This window comes from Ruegeria sp. L11, assembly GCF_056531755.1.
The window spans coordinates 89,128-107,885 of the sequence record NZ_JBQFMI010000006.1; the positions used below are offsets into that span (position 1 = coordinate 89,128).

At 58.9% G+C, this 18,758-nt stretch carries 18 protein-coding genes; 11 read left to right on the forward strand and 7 right to left on the reverse strand.

Annotation, left to right across the window (positions count from 1 at the left end):
• Nucleotides 1-40: 40 nt before the first annotated feature.
• From ACR0CE_RS12650 to ACR0CE_RS12660, 3 genes are all read left to right on the forward strand, one after another.
• A complete protein-coding gene (locus ACR0CE_RS12650) occupies nucleotides 41-586 on the forward strand; it encodes a cyclase family protein (protein ID WP_480832730.1) in 546 nt (181 codons plus the stop codon).
• A gap of 87 nt (nucleotides 587-673) precedes the next feature.
• Nucleotides 674-829, forward strand: a complete 156-nt coding sequence (locus ACR0CE_RS12655) for a hypothetical protein (RefSeq protein WP_480832732.1) — start codon at nucleotides 674-676, stop codon at nucleotides 827-829.
• A gap of 10 nt (nucleotides 830-839) precedes the next feature.
• Nucleotides 840-1,361 carry a thioesterase family protein gene (locus ACR0CE_RS12660; RefSeq protein WP_480832734.1) on the forward strand — a complete coding sequence of 174 codons (522 nt, stop codon included), beginning with the start codon at nucleotides 840-842 and terminating at the stop codon, nucleotides 1,359-1,361.
• A 22-nt stretch (nucleotides 1,362-1,383) separates the two neighbouring features.
• Here the strand turns inward: ACR0CE_RS12660 and ACR0CE_RS12665 are convergent, their stop codons facing one another.
• Together ACR0CE_RS12665 and ACR0CE_RS12670 are read right to left on the reverse strand one after the other, a co-directional pair.
• Nucleotides 1,384-5,430 carry a translocation/assembly module TamB domain-containing protein gene (locus ACR0CE_RS12665; RefSeq protein ID WP_480832736.1) on the reverse strand — a complete coding sequence of 1,349 codons (4,047 nt, stop codon included), beginning with the start codon at nucleotides 5,428-5,430 and terminating at the stop codon, nucleotides 1,384-1,386.
• Nucleotides 5,431-5,468: 38 nt separating this feature from the next.
• Nucleotides 5,469-7,274 carry an autotransporter assembly complex protein TamA gene (locus tag ACR0CE_RS12670; protein WP_480832738.1) on the reverse strand — a complete coding sequence of 602 codons (1,806 nt, stop codon included), beginning with the start codon at nucleotides 7,272-7,274 and terminating at the stop codon, nucleotides 5,469-5,471.
• A 329-nt stretch (nucleotides 7,275-7,603) separates the two neighbouring features.
• Between ACR0CE_RS12670 and ACR0CE_RS12675 the strand changes: the two genes are divergently transcribed.
• On the forward strand, nucleotides 7,604-8,539 hold the full coding sequence (locus ACR0CE_RS12675; RefSeq protein ID WP_480832739.1) for a LysR family transcriptional regulator: 936 nt from the start codon (nucleotides 7,604-7,606) through the stop codon (nucleotides 8,537-8,539).
• Between the two features lie 36 nt (nucleotides 8,540-8,575).
• Here the strand turns inward: ACR0CE_RS12675 and ACR0CE_RS12680 are convergent, their stop codons facing one another.
• The 3 genes from ACR0CE_RS12680 to ACR0CE_RS12690 all read right to left on the reverse strand — a co-directional run bounded on the left by ACR0CE_RS12680 (nucleotide 8,576) and on the right by ACR0CE_RS12690 (nucleotide 10,884).
• Nucleotides 8,576-9,562, reverse strand: coding sequence for a type I glyceraldehyde-3-phosphate dehydrogenase (locus tag ACR0CE_RS12680; RefSeq protein ID WP_480832741.1), 987 nt, complete (start codon nucleotides 9,560-9,562; stop codon nucleotides 8,576-8,578).
• A 53-nt stretch (nucleotides 9,563-9,615) separates the two neighbouring features.
• Nucleotides 9,616-9,939 carry a hypothetical protein gene (locus ACR0CE_RS12685; protein ID WP_480483996.1) on the reverse strand — a complete coding sequence of 108 codons (324 nt, stop codon included), beginning with the start codon at nucleotides 9,937-9,939 and terminating at the stop codon, nucleotides 9,616-9,618.
• 111 nt (nucleotides 9,940-10,050) lie between these two features.
• A complete protein-coding gene (locus tag ACR0CE_RS12690) occupies nucleotides 10,051-10,884 on the reverse strand; it encodes a bifunctional allantoicase/(S)-ureidoglycine aminohydrolase (protein WP_267366556.1) in 834 nt (277 codons plus the stop codon).
• Between the two features lie 176 nt (nucleotides 10,885-11,060).
• Here ACR0CE_RS12690 and ACR0CE_RS12695 point away from each other — a divergent pair, with 176 nt between their 5' ends.
• Entirely contained in the window at nucleotides 11,061-11,417 is a 357-nt protein-coding gene (locus ACR0CE_RS12695; RefSeq protein ID WP_480832743.1) for a hypothetical protein, read from the forward strand.
• Between the two features lie 14 nt (nucleotides 11,418-11,431).
• Here the strand turns inward: ACR0CE_RS12695 and ACR0CE_RS12700 are convergent, their stop codons facing one another.
• Nucleotides 11,432-12,367, reverse strand: a complete 936-nt coding sequence (locus ACR0CE_RS12700; RefSeq protein WP_480832745.1) for a 2-hydroxyacid dehydrogenase — start codon at nucleotides 12,365-12,367, stop codon at nucleotides 11,432-11,434.
• A gap of 232 nt (nucleotides 12,368-12,599) precedes the next feature.
• Here ACR0CE_RS12700 and ACR0CE_RS12705 point away from each other — a divergent pair, with 232 nt between their 5' ends.
• The 3 genes from ACR0CE_RS12705 to ACR0CE_RS12715 are packed head-to-tail and all read left to right on the forward strand — an operon-like array spanning nucleotide 12,600 to nucleotide 15,021.
• Nucleotides 12,600-13,403, forward strand: coding sequence for a thioesterase family protein (locus tag ACR0CE_RS12705; protein WP_480832747.1), 804 nt, complete (start codon nucleotides 12,600-12,602; stop codon nucleotides 13,401-13,403).
• Between the two features lie 44 nt (nucleotides 13,404-13,447).
• The gene (locus ACR0CE_RS12710; RefSeq protein ID WP_480832749.1) at nucleotides 13,448-14,122 is read left to right on the forward strand and encodes a DUF1007 family protein; all 675 of its coding nucleotides are present in this window, start codon (nucleotides 13,448-13,450) and stop codon (nucleotides 14,120-14,122) included.
• Entirely contained in the window at nucleotides 14,107-15,021 is a 915-nt protein-coding gene (locus ACR0CE_RS12715) for a nickel/cobalt transporter (RefSeq protein ID WP_480488221.1), read from the forward strand. Before ACR0CE_RS12710 ends, ACR0CE_RS12715 begins: the two co-directional genes overlap by 16 nt.
• A gap of 1 nt (nucleotide 15,022) precedes the next feature.
• Here ACR0CE_RS12715 and truA read toward each other — a convergent pair whose 3' ends face one another.
• The gene (gene truA, locus ACR0CE_RS12720; protein WP_480483990.1) at nucleotides 15,023-15,790 is read right to left on the reverse strand and encodes a tRNA pseudouridine(38-40) synthase TruA; all 768 of its coding nucleotides are present in this window, start codon (nucleotides 15,788-15,790) and stop codon (nucleotides 15,023-15,025) included.
• Between the two features lie 107 nt (nucleotides 15,791-15,897).
• On the opposite strand from truA, the gene ACR0CE_RS12725 reads away from it, so the two are divergent.
• The 3 genes from ACR0CE_RS12725 to ACR0CE_RS12735 are packed head-to-tail and all read left to right on the forward strand — an operon-like array spanning nucleotide 15,898 to nucleotide 18,747.
• Entirely contained in the window at nucleotides 15,898-17,313 is a 1,416-nt protein-coding gene (locus ACR0CE_RS12725) for a YcjX family GTP-binding protein (RefSeq protein WP_480832787.1), read from the forward strand.
• Nucleotides 17,310-17,765 carry an N-acetyltransferase family protein gene (locus tag ACR0CE_RS12730; protein WP_480832751.1) on the forward strand — a complete coding sequence of 152 codons (456 nt, stop codon included), beginning with the start codon at nucleotides 17,310-17,312 and terminating at the stop codon, nucleotides 17,763-17,765. Before ACR0CE_RS12725 ends, ACR0CE_RS12730 begins: the two co-directional genes overlap by 4 nt.
• On the forward strand, nucleotides 17,758-18,747 hold the full coding sequence (locus ACR0CE_RS12735) for a YcjF family protein (protein WP_480832752.1): 990 nt from the start codon (nucleotides 17,758-17,760) through the stop codon (nucleotides 18,745-18,747). The genes ACR0CE_RS12730 and ACR0CE_RS12735 overlap by 8 nt, the downstream gene beginning before the upstream one ends.
• Nucleotides 18,748-18,758 lie beyond the last annotated feature (11 nt).

The window sequence follows — 18,758 nt, forward strand, 5'->3', positions numbered from 1 at the left end:
TCAACCAACCCTGTCCGGGAATATGGTGGAGGAGTTGCTAATGGCCCGTCGTTTCGTCGATCTGTCCGTTCCGTTGGAAACTGGGATCGTGTCTGACCCGCCAATCATGTTGCCGCAAATCGAATATCTGACCCATGATCAGACGGCAGAACAGGTCATGTCTTTCTTTCCGGGTCTGGAACGGCAAGACCTGCCGAACGGTGAAGGGTGGGCCATCGAACGGTTGCAGATCGCGACCCACAACGGCACGCATCTGGATGCGCCGTATCACCATCATTCCACGATGAACAAAGGTGAACGGGCGATAACCATCGACGAAGTGCCGTTGGAATGGTGCATGAACCCTGGCGTCAAGCTGGACTTTCGACACTTCGAGGATGGGTATGTTGTTACCTCGGCAGATGTCGAAGCCGAATTGAAGCGCATCGGCCACGAGCTTTGCCCCTTGGATATCGTCGTAGTCAACACTGCGGCAGGGACACGTTATGGCGCGCCGGACTATCTGGTCAAAGGATGTGGAATGGGGCGCGAGGCGACGCTTTTTCTGACGGAACGTGGCGTGCGTGTCACCGGCACCGACGCCTGAAGCTGGGATGCACCGTTTCCGCTCACCGCTCAGGAATACGCTGAGACCCGAGATCCATCTATTATCTGGGAAGGACACCGCGCGTCGATGGATATCGGGTATTGCCACTTGGAAAAGCTGACCAATCTGGAAGATTTGCCGCCCACCGGGTTCGAGATTTCCTGTTTCCCCTTCAAGATAAAAGGGGCCTCTGCGGGATTTGTCCGGGCCGTGGCAATACTTGACGATGAAGACGCACAGTAAAGGGGGCCAAATGCAGCTGACTTCGACACCTCCTGGCGGGCATGATGGCCCGTATGCCGCGCCTGTGGAAATTCGCGGCTTTGAAGTACGGCCCGAATGGATCGACTATAACGGCCATATGAATGTCGGGTTTTACGGTGTCGCCTTTGACATGGCGTTGGAAAAGCTGATGGTTGACCATCTCGGGTTGGGCGAGGTGCAGGTCAAGGCGTTGGGGCAGGGGCCTTATATCCTGCAGTCTCATCTGCATTTCGTGCAGGAGGTCAAAGACAGTTCATCGTTTTATTTCAGGTTCCGTATGCTGGATGCTGACAGCAAGAGAGGACATTATTTCGCCCAGATGCTTTTGGCAGAAAATGACGAGATTTGTGCGACGCAAGAGGCGCTTTTTATGAATGTCAGCCATAGTACCGGGCGATCCGCGCCTTACCCGGATTGGGCAGCGGCGCGTCTTGCGCAAATGGTGGAGGATCACAAGTCTCTGGAACCGGCTTCGCAGATCGGCCAACCGATAGGAATTCGCCGGAAATAGTTTGCTGGGGTCGGACGCGATCCTAATAGTCCTTTGAAAAGAACACTCCGATGCCCGTTTCGCCACGACCGTCAACCGTGCCCTTGACCGAGAAATTGTCGGTGACATCAAGGTTCAGGTTCACCTCGGTATTGCCTTCGGTATTGACGGTAAAGTCGGTATAGAGGTTTTCACCCAGATAGGCCCCGGCACCCAGTCGGCCCGCGCCACCCTCTGACGCACCAACATCAATCGTATCAACACCGGTAGAGTCGCGTAATCCCTTGGTCGCGTCCCCGCCAGCACCGCTGAGTTGCGCCAGCGATGCGGCCATCTGCGCAATCAGGAACGGTGAGATTTCCGAGAACCTGTTCCCAAAGAGCAGCATCGCCAGCGCCTCTTCAGCCGGACGCTCGGGATCGGAAAACACGTTAACCTCGGGTGAATCCAGTGGCCCTGCGATTTCGATGGTCGCGGTGCCGTCCGAGGTGCTGGCAGAGGATTCAAACTCGATATAAGGCGTCAAGTCACCCTGTAGGGTCACGATGCCTTTGGTCAGGGCCAGCCTACGGCCCAGAATATCGAAATTACCGCGGATCAATTCAATCTGACCTGACGGGACCACCGAGGTCGTCGTACCACCAATGGAGATCCGGCCGCCCAATTCGGCATTTACACCGCGCCCTCTGACGAACACAGCTTTGGGTGCCAGCAAGTTGACGTCCAGTGCTATTCTGGACGTGCGTTGCCCCTTGTCTTCGGTGGCTACCAGACCTGCACGCTCACGCGTGATGAAACTGGCTCCGCTTTCGTTGACATGCTGTATCTCAGGGATCGGTGCGGCACCTACAGCCCCCGAAGCCGCAGCGAGGTTGATATTGGTCTCACCAAAGGTGATCTGCCCGGCCAGCGAACTGTTCCCGGCTAAGGCGCCGGTCATGGCAATCTGGCCATTCAAAGTCGTCTCATACAAAAGCCGATCGGTCAGGACGAGGTTGTCGATTGTTGTCGTGATCTGCGCGTTGAACGGGGGCGTCAGATCGACAGGTCCATTTACGGTAAAGCCACCACCGGCCCGCACACCGCCGTTCAGTTTGATGGTTGCACGGCTTTGCGCCAGATCCACCTGTCCGTTGATCCCGGTGATGGTCTGACCCGCGCCGGGAAGTGCTAGGGATGTTCCCGAGGTGGTAATCGACCCGCTTAGGGACGCCAGATCAGCCGGGCCTTTGAGGGCCAGATCAAAACGTGCGGACCCTTCAATCTTGTTAGGCGTGATGAAGACGTTTGCTATCCCCAGGTTTACGCCACCCTTCGCTGAAATATCTGCATTGCTGCTGGTTTCATCAAAGGTGCCTGCAACCGTGCTGACGATGTCTGCGGGACCTTGCGCCTTGGCGTCGATGGTCCAAACGCCACTGTCCCGCTTTGCATTGCCCGCAGCGGTAAGGGTGCCGGGAAACTCTGGCACAAACCTTTCGATGCGGTTGAACTTGGCATCAAAGTCCAGATCGGCGGATCCATTTGTGTCCACCGTACCGGCCACTTTGGCATAGGAACTCTCTGGCCCCAGCAGATGAGCTGACCCTTCCAGCCCGGATTGTGTCGGAGCGACGTTGCCGTCCAGCTTCAGAGGCCCGGAGAGTGTTTTCGACAGCCGCCCCAAATCATCCAGCGCAGCGGTAAAGGTCAGTCCGCCAGCATCGCGGTCCAGTTTGCCGGATGCATCCGCAGAAAGGGCGGTGCCGATCAGCTGGAATGTGCGAATATTCAGACCGGCCTCGTCATTCACCGCATCCACCGTCAGGTTCGTTCGCCCCTGGATCAGGTTGTCAACCGCATTGATGCCGGATTTGATGTCATCAGCAGCCAGGTTGCCTTTTACGTCAAAGGCCTTGCTGCCAACCGTACCTTTGCCTGCGACATCCGTGATAATCGAACCTGCAAGATCTCGCCCGGCAAGAGTTGAAAAGGGTGACAGGTCCGGGATGTTCAGACTGACCTGCCCGTCCACAGCCAAAGCATCCGTCGGATCGTCAATTGTTGCTGCGGCGCTTGCCACAAGGGCTGAACCTTTGATCACCGCGTCGCGGATTTCAATCTGCTTCTGGCTCAGCGCGCCGTCGAACGTGATCTCGGTCCGGCCGACCAGCAGCGGGTCAATCTCGGGTAGGCCCGTTTTGACATCCCGGCTCATCATGCTGGCTGTGCCATCGAATTCGAGCGTCTGAACAGTGCCTTTGCCGTCCAGTTTCGCCTGTACCGCACCGCCAAGCTCACGTTTGGCGAGGCCCGAGAACACGGAAAGGTCCTGCGCGTTGACTGTTGCTTGCCCATCAATCGTCACGTTGCCGTCAGGGGTGGTAACCGCGCCATCCGCCTGCGCGCGCAGAGCGTCGCCGATCAGCGTAAAATCCCGGATCGTTACGCCATCCGCTCCGCGTTTGGCGTCCAGCGTGATTGTTGTGTTGCCCCTTATCACCGGGTCAATGTCGTCGCGCCCTGTGGAAAGATCGCGCCCTTCGACCTCAAGCTTGCCATCGAAACTGCCTTCAAGCGGCGAACCCTGGCCGGTGAGCCGGGCAGAGGCCTGACCGCCCAGTTCCAGCTGCGCCAGACCCGAAAAGCGCGACAGATCGGTCGCCTGCAACGTCGCAGCACCATTGACGGCCAAACCACTGGACAAGCCGCTGATCTCGGCATCAACGCCCAGTTCATAGTCCGAGCCGACCATCTCGACCCCTGACAGGTTCAGGGTCTGATCCCTGCCATATTGGAACATACCGTCCAGCGTAATGCGGTCGCCAACGGCGGTGTTCAGGGCATCGTCAGTCAGGTCGATACCGTCCAAAGCAGCCTGCAAATCACCGTCGATCCGCAAAACGTCACCCTGTTCCAAGGTCCCTTGCGCCGTAATCTGCGCGCGTTGCAGGTTCAGGGTGTCGGATCTTACGGCGTTTGCGGTCAGGCTCAGATCCCAGAGGTTGCCGTTTTTCTCATCAAACAACGCAGAAACCTGAGCAGCCTCGATCGATGTGTCGCCACCTGATAACGGAAGGACGACGCTTTGCCCCTCTGGCGGCGTAATGCGTCCTTGCAGAGCCGCCAGTTGCAGCCGACCGCCCGGCGCCAGTTGCAGCGCCCCTTTCAGGTTCAGTGCCTGAGAACTGAGTTCCAGATCACTGATATCCAATGCTCCTTCAGGCAGGGTACGCCCATCCACGATCAACTGCGTTTTGGGGCCGAAAAACGTATCCATATTCTCGGCGACAAAGGGCGTCAGGTCACCGCCCAGATCTGCGGTAAAGGCGATGCCCTCCTCCGCGCTAGCCGCGGCTGTTGGGGCAGAACGCAAACGAACCTGCCCGGTCACTCGTGGCTGCCCATCACTGCTCAGGCCGATATCGGCCGTAAAATCTGTCACCGGCCCGGACCCTTTTGCGGTCAATCCGATCGGAGGGCTGTCCGGCATTTTCAAGGCGGTCGAGATCAGACCCCCCGCAGCTTCGGTGACCTGAAGGTCAAGATCGATCTGGCTGTCGGAGTTCCGAAAGCCCGCAGCCAAAGAGATTTCATCACCGGCCCGATCCAGTCGGGTGATGTCCAGTTTGGTGTCCAACGTGCCGTCGGCCAGCGACAGGTTGCCATTGACGGCCAGTTCCGCCGCGACACCGATCAATGGTTTGCCCAATGCCAGTTCGCCAATACGGATTTCGCCGATTTCGATGGCCACAGGCAGTTCAGGCAGTTGAAAAGCCTGGGTCTCGGCAGAAGGGGACTGTGTGTCCTTGGTCGTGGTGCCCGGTGCGCGGGCGACGTTGATTTCCTGTGCGGTCAGCGCGTTGACCGAGAACCGCCCGCGGATCAGCGCCAACCGGTTCCAATCCAGTTCCGCTTCCCGGATGGTCAGCCAGACCCCTTCATCATCAGCCACCGTGATCTCGGCAATGGTGGCGCGTGAACTCAGCGCGCCTTGCAGGCCTTTGACGGTAACATTCTGATCGTCGCCCGACAGCGTGTCCTGTAGGAACCGCTCGATCATGCTGCCGCCTTCGTCCTCCTGCGCGGGGCCGGCTACTGGCACAAGCATCAGCGTGCCAATCAGCAGTGGGTATGAAAGGTGCCGTCTCAAAACGCTTGCCCGATCCCGATATAGAACTGCAGACCGTCGCCGCTGGACCCGCTTACCGGGAAGGCCAGGTCAAACCGCAGGGGTCCGAAACCGCCCAGATCATATCTTACGCCGATACCAGCCCCTGCATGATCTTCCGCGCCACTTCCTATGAAGGAAGAGGTATCGACGACACCGTAGTCGTAAAACCCGACCAGCGACAGCGAATCTGTCACCTTGCCCCGGATTTCACCTGAAAGTCCAAGGAACGATTTGCCGCCTGCGACACCGGTCCCGACAGGGATGCCAAGGCTTTCATAGGGTTGCCCGCGCACGGTTCCCGCGCCACCGGAAAAGAACAGAAAATCAGGTGTAACGCCACTCGCAGGTGGGCCAATGACCGATCCAAGCTGCGCCCGCCCGGCCAGCACCACCCTGCCGCCGGTTCCAAGGCTGGTATAGACCCGCCCGTCGACAAACAGGCGAATGCCTGTATCGGTGCCGGAAAAGCCAACGAAAGGCATGACTTCGGTATCCAGATAAAAGCCGCGCGTGGCGCTGACTTTGCTGTCGCGCTCATCCCATTCCGAGCGGAAGGGCAGGATAAAGTACCTAAACTTTCGGCCATTTCCATAGGCGTCGTCAGCATCTGACCACTGTAATCCAGCCGAGGCTTCGGCATACAGCGTGTCCGAGAATGTGCGGCGCGCACCATATGCCACAGACGCAACCGAAACATTGTAGTTTTCGGTGTTGCGGCGCTCCAGCAACGCGTTCCAGAATGTATTGTCGTCCGGACCCAGACGATCGGGCTGATCCAGACGCAATCCGATCCGCCCATCAAGATCTTCGGAACCACCGATATTTCGTATCGCGGCCTCAAAACGCAGGCGTTCCGCGCGTTTGAACATGTTGCGATGCATCCAGGTCGCGGTCACATCGACACCGTCGCGCGAGGCCAGCTCGAGCCCAAAGGTCAGCTGACGCTTTGGCAGGTCTTCGAATGTGGCGTCGAAATCCAGTGTGCCGTCGGGGTTTGCTGTCTCATGTTCCTGCAATGACACGACGTTGAACGTGCCGGTGCGGCGTAAACGTGTTCCAACCTTCTGGATTTTTTCTGGTGAGTAAACTTCTCCGCTTGGGAAACCGGCGATTTTTTCGATGGACCGGTGGCGCACATCCGTGTCGCCCTTGATGAACATTCTGCCAAACGTCAACCTGCGCCCCGGGTCCAGATCAATCTGCGCATCCAGACGGGCCTGCGCGTGGCGGGCGATGATGGTCTGATCCTCAATTTTCGCTTTCGCATGGCCCGCATTCCGCCACCCCTGCACACCGTCCGAGCCTGCTTTTTGAATGGCTCCGGTCGTTGCCAACTTGCCGGGGGCGAAACCTTCGGGCAGAACGGTGCCAGACGCCAGGGGCTGAACAATGGCCGTGCCGAATTTGAAGCTTGGTCCGGTTTCAACGGTAATTGCGGCCCTGTTGATCTGTGTTGGCACAGTCAAAGAGCTCAACTCAGCGGCTTCCTGCCCGTCAAGCTTGATGCTGACAACCGGGCTGAAATACCCTTCATCATACAAGATCTGTACAAGCGTGCGGTAATCCGACAAGGCGGCAGACAGAATCTCAAGTGGCGTATCCAAGCCCCGCTCTTTCGCTGTTGTAACCGATGATGTCTTTTTCAGGCGTTCAACCAGTTCCTTCGAAGCGCCCGGCGCCGTCAGAGAGGTTTCCAGCGCCATCAGAGCAGTCGGGGTCAGTGAAATGACAATGGCACTCAGCCAGAACTTCAAACGGCCTTGCGGCGTGCGCCCTTGCATGAATTGCCCCAATTGTCCCAGTTCCAAATCTCAGCTACCGTGTCACGGACGGTCTTATAGTGTCAGGTTAGAACATCTGAATGCTATTGGGAAAAGGGATAAACGCGGGATCGGGTAATTTTGGTCAAATTGTCCCGGTTTGTGCCGACACATCGTATTGCGCATCTAGATTGGCAGACTGGAATTGCCGCGTTGCAGGCGATAGTCAACCGTATGCAACAAATGTCCGGGCCGGCCTTTGGTCTTGGCCCAGTGCAATTCACTAGGCAAACGGGCGGTTCTTCGATATTCCCAGTATATTGTCAACGGGTATCAAAAAAACCGAAAAAATGTCCTATCTCGACAACATCCGAACCTTTGTCAGGGTTTACGATCTGGGCAGCATGTCTGCGGCCGGGCGGGATCTTAGGATTTCGCCAGCGGTGACATCGGCGCGAATATCGCAGCTTGAGGACCATCTGGGTGTACGTCTGTTCCAGCGCACCACACGCAACCTGTCCCCGACAGAGCAGGGAAAGGCATTTTATCCCGGTGCGGTGGCGGTTCTGGATGCGGTGGACGAGGCCGAGGCTCAGGTCACACATCTGACCGAGGCACCGCGCGGGTCGTTGTTCGTGGCGTCTCCACTGGGGGTGGGGCGACGATTGCTTGCTCCGCATGTGCCCGAATTTCTTGCGGAATACCCCGAGATTGATGTCCGTTTGCGCCTGACGGATCGCTCGGTTGACCTGACCACGGAAGGTCTGGATCTGGCGTTTTTCATTGGCCAGCCCGAGGACAGCACGTTGCGTATTCGCAAGATTGCCGACTGCCAGCGTGCGCTATGTGCTGCGCCGGATTATGTGGCGCGGCGCGGTATGCCTAAGACCGGGGCTGACCTGATTGCCGACAAGCATGAATGCCTGAATCTGCGCTTTCCGGGTGCGACCGAGTTTCAGTGGATGCTGATAACGCCCGATGGTCCGAAACGTTTTGCCGTGTCCGGGCGCTTCGAATGTGATGATGGGGATGTCCTGACGGATTGGGCGTTGTCCGGTCAAGGCATTGCAATGAAGCCGGTTTTCGAGGTGGCCGAGCATCTGAAATCCGGTCGCCTCGTACCGGTTGCGACGGAAACTCCGCCTGTTCCAGTTCAGATGGCCTGCCTATACACGCATCGGCGCCATCAGGACCCAAAGGCACGCCTGTTCATGGATTTCATGATTGAACGGATCAGTAAGGTAGTCCGTGTTACAGAATACCCTGTCGCGGGGCCTAAACCATAGACTCCGACCCGACGCTGAGTACGAAGCTAAGTCCGGTCACGGCGCGGCCATCAGGCGGGCCACGTCCAGCATGCGGGCCGAAAAGCCCCATTCGTTGTCGTACCAGCCGAAAACGCGCACCTGATTTTCACCGACCATGCGGGTTTCCGGCCCAGCGATGACCAGCGATTCCGGGCGCGCCCGCAGATCGGACGAGACCAGCGGCAAATCCGTCCAACCCAAAACCGGTGACGCGACAACAGCCTGACGCAAAGCACGATCGAAATCCTCGGCCCGCATACCGCGTTCCAGCGTGACCACGAGGTCGACCGCCGAAACGCTGGCTGTCGGGACGCGAACTGCGGCACCCGAGATGCGCCCGGCCAGATGTGGAAGGACCACGTCGATCAGGTGTGTGGCGCTGGACGTTGTCGGAACCATGGACAGCGCACCGGCCCGCGACCGGGCAAGGTCGCCGCGCGGGGCGTCAACCATGGGTTGGCTGTTGGTATAGCAATGGATGGTTGTCATATGGCCCGACAAAATACCGCCAATGTGGTCCAGCACTTTGACCAGCGGTGCCAGCCCATTCGTTGTGCAGGAGGCGTTCGATACGATCCGGGCGCTGCCCAACTGATCCTCGTTCGCCCCCAGAACGACGGTTAAGTCGGCCGCAGGCGAAGGACCCGAGATCAGGACCTTGCTGGCGCCCGCAGACAATCCGCGACGCGCCACGTCGGATGCGCGCGCGACCCCGGTACAATCCAGCATCACGTCTACGCCGGATAAATCAACGCGTGTCAGATCGGCACTGTGCGTCATAGGAACAGAGCGTCCGTCTACGATCAGCGCGGCATCGCCCTGTGACACATCGCCGGGATAGGGGCCGAAGGTGCTGTCGTATTTGAACAGGTAAGCACAGGTCTCCAGCGGCGCGATGTCATTGATCAGCACCAGCTCGATATCCGACCCTTCGGGCAGGGCCAGAACCTGCCGCAGGATCGTGCGGCCAATGCGGCCGAATCCGTTTATCGCGAGTTTCATGCGCAAGCTATGGCAGGGCGTCGGGTCGATCTCAATGCCTGATCAGCAACAGCTTACTTGCACCTGACCTGAGAAAAGAACTGACCCGATATATTCTGGTACATGCTGTTGAAGATCACCTTGCAGCCCGTCGCTTGTTGAATGGCAGTAATAGCTTGCGTCGTGCGAAGGCGTGGGGGCGGGCCGAACGGGTTCAGGTTGTTGTTGTCGCGTGTGGCGCGATAAATGACCGGTTCGTCTGCGACCTGTGTCACAGCCCAGTTGCGGCTCATGACGAAGACGGATTTGGTCTCTTCCCCCGCAATGGCGGGTGCGGTGTGCAGGATTGCAGAGGTAGAGAGTGTGGCAACGGCTATCAGGGCAAGGCGCAGTTTCATGGACAAATCTCCAATGCTCAAAACAAGAAGTTACCTGGATTTCAGCAAATTCCGACCCTTGTGTGAAGCCCCGGGGCAAAAGATCACTGCGATTCCCAGCCAGCCCAGCGTTTAGCGGCGCGACAGGGACAGGGGCATATGCCGGTTGACGTCCTTGTAAAGCAGATACCTGAACCGGCCCGGCCCCCCTGCGTAACAGGCTTGCGGGCAAAAGGCGCGCAGCCACATGTAATCTCCGGCCTCAACTTCGACCCAGTCCTGATTGAGGCGATAAACCGCTTTCCCTTCCAGAACATAAAGCCCGTGTTCCATCACATGGGTTTCGGCGAAGGGAATGACCCCGCCTGGTTCGAAATTGACGATGTTCACATGCATGTCATGGCGCAGGTCCTGCGGGTCTGCGAACCGCGTGGTGGACCATCGGCCTTCGGTGCCCGGCATTTCGACAGGCGTCACATCGCGTTCGTTGGTGATGATCGGGTCTGGCGCGGACAACCCGGGAACGGACTCATAGGCTTTGCGGACCCAGTGGAACCGGGCTGCCGTCTGGCCAGTGTTCCGCAATGTCCAGTCGCTGCCGGCGGGGATATAGGCGTATCCGCCTGTCTCCAACACATGGTTTTCCGAGTTCAGCGTCAAAGTGACTGTTCCTTCGACGACAAAAAGCACTGCCTGTGCTTGCGCGTCTGTCTCTGGCTGATCGCTGCCGCCGCCGGGCTGCACTTCCATGATGTATTGCGAGAACGTTTCGGCAAATCCGCTGAGCGGGCGTGAAAGAACCCACAGGCGTGTTCCTTCCCAGAACGGCAGATAGCTGGTGACGATGTCGCGCATCGTACCTTTGGGAATGACCGCATACGCGTCTGTGAACATGGCGCGGTCGGTCAGCAACTGGTTCTGGCCGGGGTGGCCGCCGGTCGGGGCGAAGTAGGTCGGATGGGTCATTTGTGTGCCTCGGGATCGTTTGAATGGCACTATGGGGACAAAGGCGCGGCGCTATTAGGTCCTGACACGCGATAGGTTTGTTCGGGATATTTTGAAGGTCGGCACCCCGGGGCTTGGCCCTGCTGAAACAGAGGTATATCCTTGGTCGTAAATGATTTCAGTTCTGTGAGGCCACAATGAAAGCCCAGTTTTTACCCGTCATTGCCGCGTTTGGCACCCTATTGATGACCGGTTCCGCCGACGCCAAGTCACTCTCCCGAATCATAGCTGAGATGGGGCTGTCCCCGGCAGACTTTGAAGTGGTCAGTGAAACCTCGAATGCCCTTTTGAACAATGGCACGCCTTCTGTAGGGCAGGAACGGTCCTGGCAAAACGACGAGACCGGCTCAAAAGGAACGATCCGGGTGCAAAACGTTCAGGGCAACTGCGTCGGCCTTCAACATGTCATCCAGCCGGAAGGCAGCGATCAAAGCCGCGAGATCAGAACCCGCCGGTGCAATGACGGTAACGGAAACTGGATCCTGACGCCCTGATCTCTGACTTGGTATCAGTACCCCAGATCGCGACTGACTTCGTGCAACAGGGGATCGCCGGACCTGAGCCTATGGTAGTTCTCAGCCACATCCGACAGTGCGTCCCCCAGATACCAGCCCGAGACATGCGGTGTGATCGTCACAGAAGGGTGCCGCCACAAGGGGCTGTCTTTTGGCAGCGGTTCCTGTGACGTGACGTCCAACACGGCATGGCCCGGTGAGCCGTTATCCAGCGCCGCGATCAGCGCCGCCTCGTCAATCAGGTTTCCGCGTCCGGCGTTCAGCAACTGACTGCCCGGCTTCATCGCGGCCAGCGTCTGTGCGTCAAACAGACCCACGGTTTGCGGCGTCGAAGGCAGGATGGCACAGACGTGATCACATTGCCCCAATAGCCGTGGCAGCGCGTCTTGCCCATGCTGGCAGGTGACACCATCGATGGACTTTGGTGAGCGGCTCCAGCCCATGACCTGAAACCCGACGGCACGTAACATGCGGGCAGTGCGGGCCCCGATATGGCCCAGACCCAGAACGCCCACAACCGTATCAGGTGTGAAAACGGGCGCGCGCGGCAACCACTCGGCGCGACTCTGGGATGCCTCGTGAAAGACCATGTGGCGCTGAGCGCGCAGAATATAGGCGAGAAACCATTCGGCAATGCCCTGCGCAGGCGCGTCTGGCTTCAATCGCGCCACACGGATATGCGGAGGCAGGTCCGGATGGCCAACTATGGTCTCAACCCCGGCCCCCAGCTTCTGAACCAGTTTCAGGTTGGGCAGCTTCGTCGGGTGATTGCTTTGCATGCTGACTACCGCCAGCATCGTAATGTCGTTGGGGTCGCCCAGCGTTTCGGGTGTGCGGATGTCGGCACCAGGCGCCAGGGCCTGTAAAGTGGCGGCGATTTCCTCATCCCCAATCCAGTCCGACAGCCCGGTTTCAATCAACAACGCCATATGCGAACCCCACTTGGATTTGATGTGGTGACGTCCCGTCACAGCGGTGGACAGGATCAGGTCTGTTAAGCCATCCTCGTGCCTAAAAGTACAGCCCGGTTTCAAAACCCGAAAAGGACAGTTTCGTGAAGATACCACTCACCGCGCACCGGGGAAACCACGTTACATCGCAATCGGTTACCGGTATGAGTGAGCCGAGGCACACAACGCAGCGAATGACCAGAGGGGACTGATGGCAGGGCTCGACTTCACGGATCAGACCTATTTTCATCAGCGCGAGGATGGGGCGTTTGTAGGACATGATCCTGCACGCGGTCCGTGGTCTGCCGATCATTGCCACGCAGGGCCGGTCAGCGGGTTGATAGTGCGGGCAGCGGAAACTGAGGTTGGCCCCGAAAAGATGCTGACCCGCCTGACAGTTGACCTGTTGCGCCCTCTGCCCTTGGCCGGGTTGCGGGTTGCCGCAGAAACCACGCGCCATACCAAGACGCTGGCGACCACACGGGTTACGGTGCACGACCTGGATTACACACTCTGCGCCACGGCCACCACCATGCATCTGGCGCGACGCGATCTGGGCGCGGTGGCAAACGTCGAAATCAGTGCGCCACAGTTGGAAGACGCAGTAGAAGGTCCTTTTCCAATCGGCGAGATTCGTCATGATTTGAAGGGGTTTGCCCACTACAGTGACATCCTTTATCCCAAAGACGGCAAACAGGGGGCCGGACCGAAAACGGTCTGGATGCGCACCCCAAAGCTGTTGAGCGGCGAAGATCAGTCGCCCATTCAGGCACTGTGCCCGTTGGCGGATTGCGGCAATGGAATCTCGTGGAATGCTCCGACGTCGGAAATGGGGTTCATGAACACCGATCTGACCGTGAATATCCACCGCGAACCGGTGTCAGATTGGCTGGCGTCCCGTTCGGTTTCACATTGGCAACCTACGGGCATCGGCATGTCTCAGTCCGTGCTTTTCGACACGCAGGGTCCTGTAGGAACCGCTCTGCAAACACTTGTGCTGTTCCCGCCAGTCTGAAGGTCGGCCAGTTTCCGCATGTGTGTGTAAAGGCCGTTGTCGCCGTGTCCCTTCAGACCTATCTTGCGCATATGCGCTGGCTGTTCACTGTCATGACCTGTTGCCTGCCGATCCCGGCACTATCCCACCCGCATGTCTTTATCGACACCGGGCTGGAATTCATCGTGGATGAGGCCGGTCACCTGACCCATATCCGGGTGACTTGGGCATATGACGAATTCTACTCTCTGCTTGTTCTGGAAGACATGAATTTGGATCAGGATGCTGACGGCATTTTGACGAAAAGCGAAGAAGAACGTCTGAGCGGGTTCGATATGCAATGGGTCGAGGGGTATAACGGCGACTTCGTGCTCACCAAAGACGGAGCGCTGGTTGCACTGTCCGGTCCAATGGAGCCCAGTGCGACAACGGAAGATGGGCGGGTCGTGACCACCCATATGCGCGCGGTCGAAGGCGACGCGATACCTGCCATAGGGCTTTCCGCCAAGGCATTTGATGAGTCCTTCTATACGGCCTATGAGATAACGCGCCCTGTAACCGTGACGGGCCCGGATTCTTGCCAGATGGATCGTAACGACCCTGACATAGACGGGCAGCTTGCACAGATGCAGGCGTTTCTGTTGACACTGGACGCGGATTACGACCTGGAGGAAAACGATATTCCCTTGGTCGGTGAGAGCTTTGCGACTGAGGTCCTCATTTCATGTCCCGTTTCCTGATTGTTCCGGTCGCTCTGGCCTTTGGTTTGCTGCTTTGGTTCTGGGGCAGTGGTGGGTTTGACAGTCTGGCAGGTTGGGCAGCCGGAGAGCAGCGGGACTTTCAGAACCAGATCGCGCGGTCCTTGCGTTCAGCGCGCGCGGAACAGCCTCAGGCGGTGGCCACGCTTCTGACTGTCTGTTTCGCCTATGGGTTCTTTCATGCTGTGGGTCCGGGCCACGGGAAGGTTTTGATCGGCGGCTACGGTTTGGGTCGGCGTGTCGCCTTCTGGCGGTTGTCGGCGATCAGTGTATTGTCCAGCCTTGGTCAGGCGGTGACGGCGGTTGTGCTGGTCTACGCGGGGGTGCTGGTCTTTCAGATGTCCCGCGAAAGCCTAGTTGGGACGACCGAACAGGTGATGGCTCCGATCAGCTACGGGGCCATTGCGTTGATTGGGCTTTGGCTGGTTGTACGGGCTGTGCGCAATTTCGCACGACAGCAAAAAAAGCATGTCTCTAACGATCACACCCATCGGCACCATCATGATGAGGGAGCCTGTGCGGAGTGCGGTCATCGTCATGGTCCAACCGCGGACGAGGTCGCAAATGTGGGCACGTTGCGCGAAGCCCTGATCCTGATCGCAGGCATAGCAGCGCGGCCTTGTACCGGTGCCTTGTTTGTACTGATCCTGACGTGGCAAATGGGCATCGCCATGGTAGGGATCGCGGGTGCTTTCGCCATGGCGCTTGGCACGGCGACTGTGACTACGCTGGTCGGGTGGACGTCTTTTGGTCTGCGCGGCGGGCTACTGGCTTCGGCGTCGGCCACGCGCTTTGCGTCGGTTCTGGCACCCTCCATCGAACTGGTGGCGGGACTTGTCATTGCGGTGATTGCAGGCGGGTTGCTTCTGCGCGCGGTTTAGATCAGTCGAACACCGGGTCCGGATATCCGACCCGCGCCAGATACAGCCCGTGCGGCGGACATACCGGCCCGCAGGCAGCGCGGTCGGCGGCTTCTAAAGCCTCACGCACATCTTCCGGGGTCCACGCTCCGGCGCCCACACGTTCCAACGTTCCGACGAAACTGCGCACCTGATTGTGCAGGAACGACCGGGCGCGCACGTGGAAATGAACCTCGGGGCCGGAAAAGCCTGCGACCCGTTCAACGCGCAGTTCATCCAGGGTTTTGACCGGGCTGGCCGCCTGGCAGATCGACGACCTGAACGTGGTGAAATCATGCCGGCCCAGCAGCATGTTTGCCCCTTCCTGCATGGCGTCGACATCCAGAAGGTGGCTAATCTGCCAGACCTGTCCCCGGTCGTGGGTTGCGGGCGCCCGGCGCATCAGGATGCGGAACAGATATTGCCGTTCAACCGCTGAAAACCGCGCGTGCCAATCCTCGGTCACGGGGGCGGCCTTTACGATGGCCACTGGGAGTGGCTTGAGGTGATAGTTCAGCGCCTCAGACAGGCGGAACGGGTCCCATTCCTTTGCCATGTCGCAGTGGGCAACCTGCCCCAGGGCGTGAACACCGGCGTCCGTGCGCCCCGCTGCGGCAATTGTGTGGTCGCCCGGCTGAATACGGGACAGGGCCTGTTCGATGGCGCCTTGTACAGATGGTTGATCCTTTTGCCGCTGCCATCCGGCAAACGGTTCCCCCTGGTATTCAACTTTCAACGCATATCTGGGCATGTGCCGCTGGTACAGCGCAGCGCAGGATCGGGCAAGGGGGCGAAAGCGCTGGTATGTGCCGCGACCGCTACCTATCTTGGGTAAAAGGAAAATTGCGGGGCGGCGGATTGGTGATCTCTTCACTGGCAGACAGTCTTGCACGTGGCGTCGAAAGTATCGGCGACAGCGTGTCCGAGACATTTTTCGAGCCGGTCATCCGTTTGGGTGTCACCGGGCTGGCGCGGTCCGGTAAAACAGTATTCATCACTTCGTTGGTTGCCAATCTGCTGGATCGGGGCCGTATGACCGGGCTGGTTGCGCAGCAGGAAGGGCGGATCAATGCCGCCTTTCTGCAACCCCAACCGGATGACACCGTCCCCCGGTTCGATTATGAATCGCACCTGTCTGCCCTGACGGGACCGACACCGCACTGGCCAGACAGCACGCGTGCGGTGTCTGAGTTGCGTTTGTCCTTCAAGGCCCGTCCCGCCGGGCTGCTTGCTGGGTTGCAAGGGCCGCGCACGGTCCATTTGGATATCGTCGATTACCCCGGCGAATGGCTGCTGGATCTGGCCTTGCTGGACAAATCTTACGCAGACTGGTCTCAGGAAACTCTGGCACGGATCGAGACCCGTGCGGAGGCTGCCGCGTATCTGGCGCTGGTCCAAAATACAGACCCGTCGGCAGGGCACGATGAACTTGCCGCACAAGCTCTGGCCGCGTCGTTCACCGCCTATCTCAACGCAGCGCGCGATGCCGGGTTTTATGACTGTACTCCAGGACGGTTCCTGTTGCCGGGCGATCTGGCGGGGTCTCCGGTTCTGACCTTTGCACCGTTGGCAATCACTGGCCCGTCGCGGCGCAGGACCCTTCAGCGCGAGATGGAACGGCGGTTCGAAGCTTATAAGTCTCAGGTCGTGAAACCGTTTTTTCGGGATCACTTCTCGCGGATTGACCGGCAGGTGGTTCTGGTTGACGCGCTGGGCGCAATTCACAAGGGTCCTCAGGCCGTTGAAGATATGCGCCGCGCGATGGCGGATATCCTGTCGGCTTTTCGTCCGGGCCGGAACGCATGGCTGAGCCAGCTTTTGCTGGGTAAAAAGGTCGAACGCATCCTGTTTGCTGCGACAAAAGCGGACCACCTGCACCACACGCAGCATCCCCGCCTGACCGCAATTATCGAGGCTTTGACGCGCGAGGCACGCGATCGTGCGAATTTCGCTGGGGCCCGGACTGCGGCCCTGTCTCTGGCCTCGTTACGTGCAACGACCGAAGAGATACGCAGCCATGACGGAACCGACCTGCCATGCGTGCGTGGTACTTTGTTAGGCAGCGGCAAACAGGCCGCTTTTTATCCCGGAGAATTGCCCGAGAATCCGGCGCATCTGTTGGGTCCGGCGCGAAAAGGGGCGGAGAGTTGGTTGAACGAAGACTATGGGTTCATGGCCTTTGCCCCGGCAAAACTAACCTTGAAACCTGGTGACGGCCCCCCGCATATTCGACTGGATCGTGCGGCGCAGTTCCTGATCGGAGACAGATTGTGATCACGACACTGCGCCCCGCACGCACCACAGATGCCGGTACAATCGGTACGATCCTGCACGATTTCGCTTTGGAAAACGACTGGATGCCCAAATTGCACAGCTGTGCTGAAACCATCGCCTTTTGCGGCCGGATGATTGATCAGGACTGGGTCACTGTGGCCGAGGCTGAGACAGGCGTGGTCGGGTTTCTGGCGCTGAATGGGGGTGAAATCCATTCACTTTATCTGGATGCACAAGCTCGGGGGCAGGGGATCGGCCAGCAATTGCTGGATCACGCGAAATCAAGCCAGCGGCGGCTGGGCTTGTACGCGTTTCAGGATAATTCCCGTGCCTGTCGGTTCTATGAGCGAAACGGCTTTGCCGAGGTGGCGCGCAGCGATGGGGCAGAAAACGATGAAAACCTGCCGGACATAAGGTTTGTCTGGCACAGCAGGGATACGACAAATGGCTAAAGGTCCGGTTTTGATCGATCTTGACGATGATGAACCCGCTGCTGATGTCGCGCAGGCAAAACCGGTGCCGGATACTGTGCCACCTCAGGGGCAGGCGATGCAAAGCGCGGCCCGGCTGGCGGCCAGCAAACCCTCAGTCCTTGCGCGCTGGTTCTGGGGGCTTGCGCTTTCGGTGGTCGGGGCCGCCATATCGGTGGCCGCCTGGGATTTTGCAACCTCTCTGGTGACGCGGATGCCCGTTCTGGGTTGGATCGTTGCCGGATTGTTGGCTGCATTGGTTCTGGTGGTGGTGATCATCGCGCTACGCGAGCTCGCGGCTTTGGGGCGGTTGTCCCGTGTTGATGGGATGCGCCGTGCAGCGGATATTGCATTGGCTGATGAAGACCTGGCTCAGGCGCGTGCGGTCACACATCGCATCATTGCATTCTACAAAGGGCGCGAGGATACCCGCTGGGGTCGCGAGCGGTTGTCCGAGCGTATGGGGGAACAGTTCGATGCCGAGGCGCTTTTAAACCTTGCCGAGGATGAATTGTTGGCCCCGCTCGACGCCGCTGCCAGCCGTGAGGTTGAGGCCGCAGCACGGCAGGTTGCCACCGTGACCGCCCTGGTCCCTCTGGCACTGGCGGATGTTGTAACGGCTCTGGCCGCGTCCCTACGGATGATCCGCCGCGTCGCGGAAATCTACGGGGGGCGGGCTGGCACGCTGGGAAGCTGGCGTCTGACCCGTGCCGTCTTTGTGCATCTGGTCGCAACTGGGGCGGTGGCCGTTGGTGACGATCTGCTGGAACCTGTTCTGGGCGGGTCCGTTCTCAGCAAATTGTCCCGACGGTTCGGAGAAGGTCTGGTCAACGGTGCGCTCAGCGCCCGAGTGGGCGTGGCCGCGATGGAGGTCTGCCGCCCCTTACCGTTCTCAAAACGCCACAAACCTTCCACGCGAGGCATCATTAAACGCGCCTTGCAGGGTCTGTTCTCCAAGGGTTGATCCAGAGCAAA

Bases quoted from the DNA above. Each gene is read 5' to 3' on its own strand.
- ACR0CE_RS12715 (WP_480488221.1), top strand. From the start codon at position 14,107: ATGTCCCGTTTCCTGATTGTTCCGGTCGCTCTGGCCTTTGGTTTGCTG.
- ACR0CE_RS12655 (WP_480832732.1), top strand. From the start codon at position 674: ATGGATATCGGGTATTGCCACTTGGAAAAGCTGACCAATCTGGAAGAT.
- ACR0CE_RS12665 (WP_480832736.1), bottom strand. From the start codon at position 5,430: ATGCTTGTGCCAGTAGCCGGCCCCGCGCAGGAGGACGAAGGCGGCAGC.
- ACR0CE_RS12695 (WP_480832743.1), top strand. From the start codon at position 11,061: ATGAAAGCCCAGTTTTTACCCGTCATTGCCGCGTTTGGCACCCTATTG.
- ACR0CE_RS12675 (WP_480832739.1), top strand. From the start codon at position 7,604: ATGTCCTATCTCGACAACATCCGAACCTTTGTCAGGGTTTACGATCTG.
- truA (WP_480483990.1), bottom strand. From the start codon at position 15,790: ATGCCCAGATATGCGTTGAAAGTTGAATACCAGGGGGAACCGTTTGCC.
- ACR0CE_RS12735 (WP_480832752.1), top strand. From the start codon at position 17,758: ATGGCTAAAGGTCCGGTTTTGATCGATCTTGACGATGATGAACCCGCT.
- ACR0CE_RS12700 (WP_480832745.1), bottom strand. From the start codon at position 12,367: ATGGCGTTGTTGATTGAAACCGGGCTGTCGGACTGGATTGGGGATGAG.
- ACR0CE_RS12670 (WP_480832738.1), bottom strand. From the start codon at position 7,274: ATGCAAGGGCGCACGCCGCAAGGCCGTTTGAAGTTCTGGCTGAGTGCC.
- ACR0CE_RS12660 (WP_480832734.1), top strand. From the start codon at position 840: ATGCAGCTGACTTCGACACCTCCTGGCGGGCATGATGGCCCGTATGCC.
- ACR0CE_RS12705 (WP_480832747.1), top strand. From the start codon at position 12,600: ATGGCAGGGCTCGACTTCACGGATCAGACCTATTTTCATCAGCGCGAG.
- ACR0CE_RS12650 (WP_480832730.1), top strand. From the start codon at position 41: ATGGCCCGTCGTTTCGTCGATCTGTCCGTTCCGTTGGAAACTGGGATC.
- ACR0CE_RS12680 (WP_480832741.1), bottom strand. From the start codon at position 9,562: ATGAAACTCGCGATAAACGGATTCGGCCGCATTGGCCGCACGATCCTG.
- ACR0CE_RS12685 (WP_480483996.1), bottom strand. From the start codon at position 9,939: ATGAAACTGCGCCTTGCCCTGATAGCCGTTGCCACACTCTCTACCTCT.
- ACR0CE_RS12690 (WP_267366556.1), bottom strand. From the start codon at position 10,884: ATGACCCATCCGACCTACTTCGCCCCGACCGGCGGCCACCCCGGCCAG.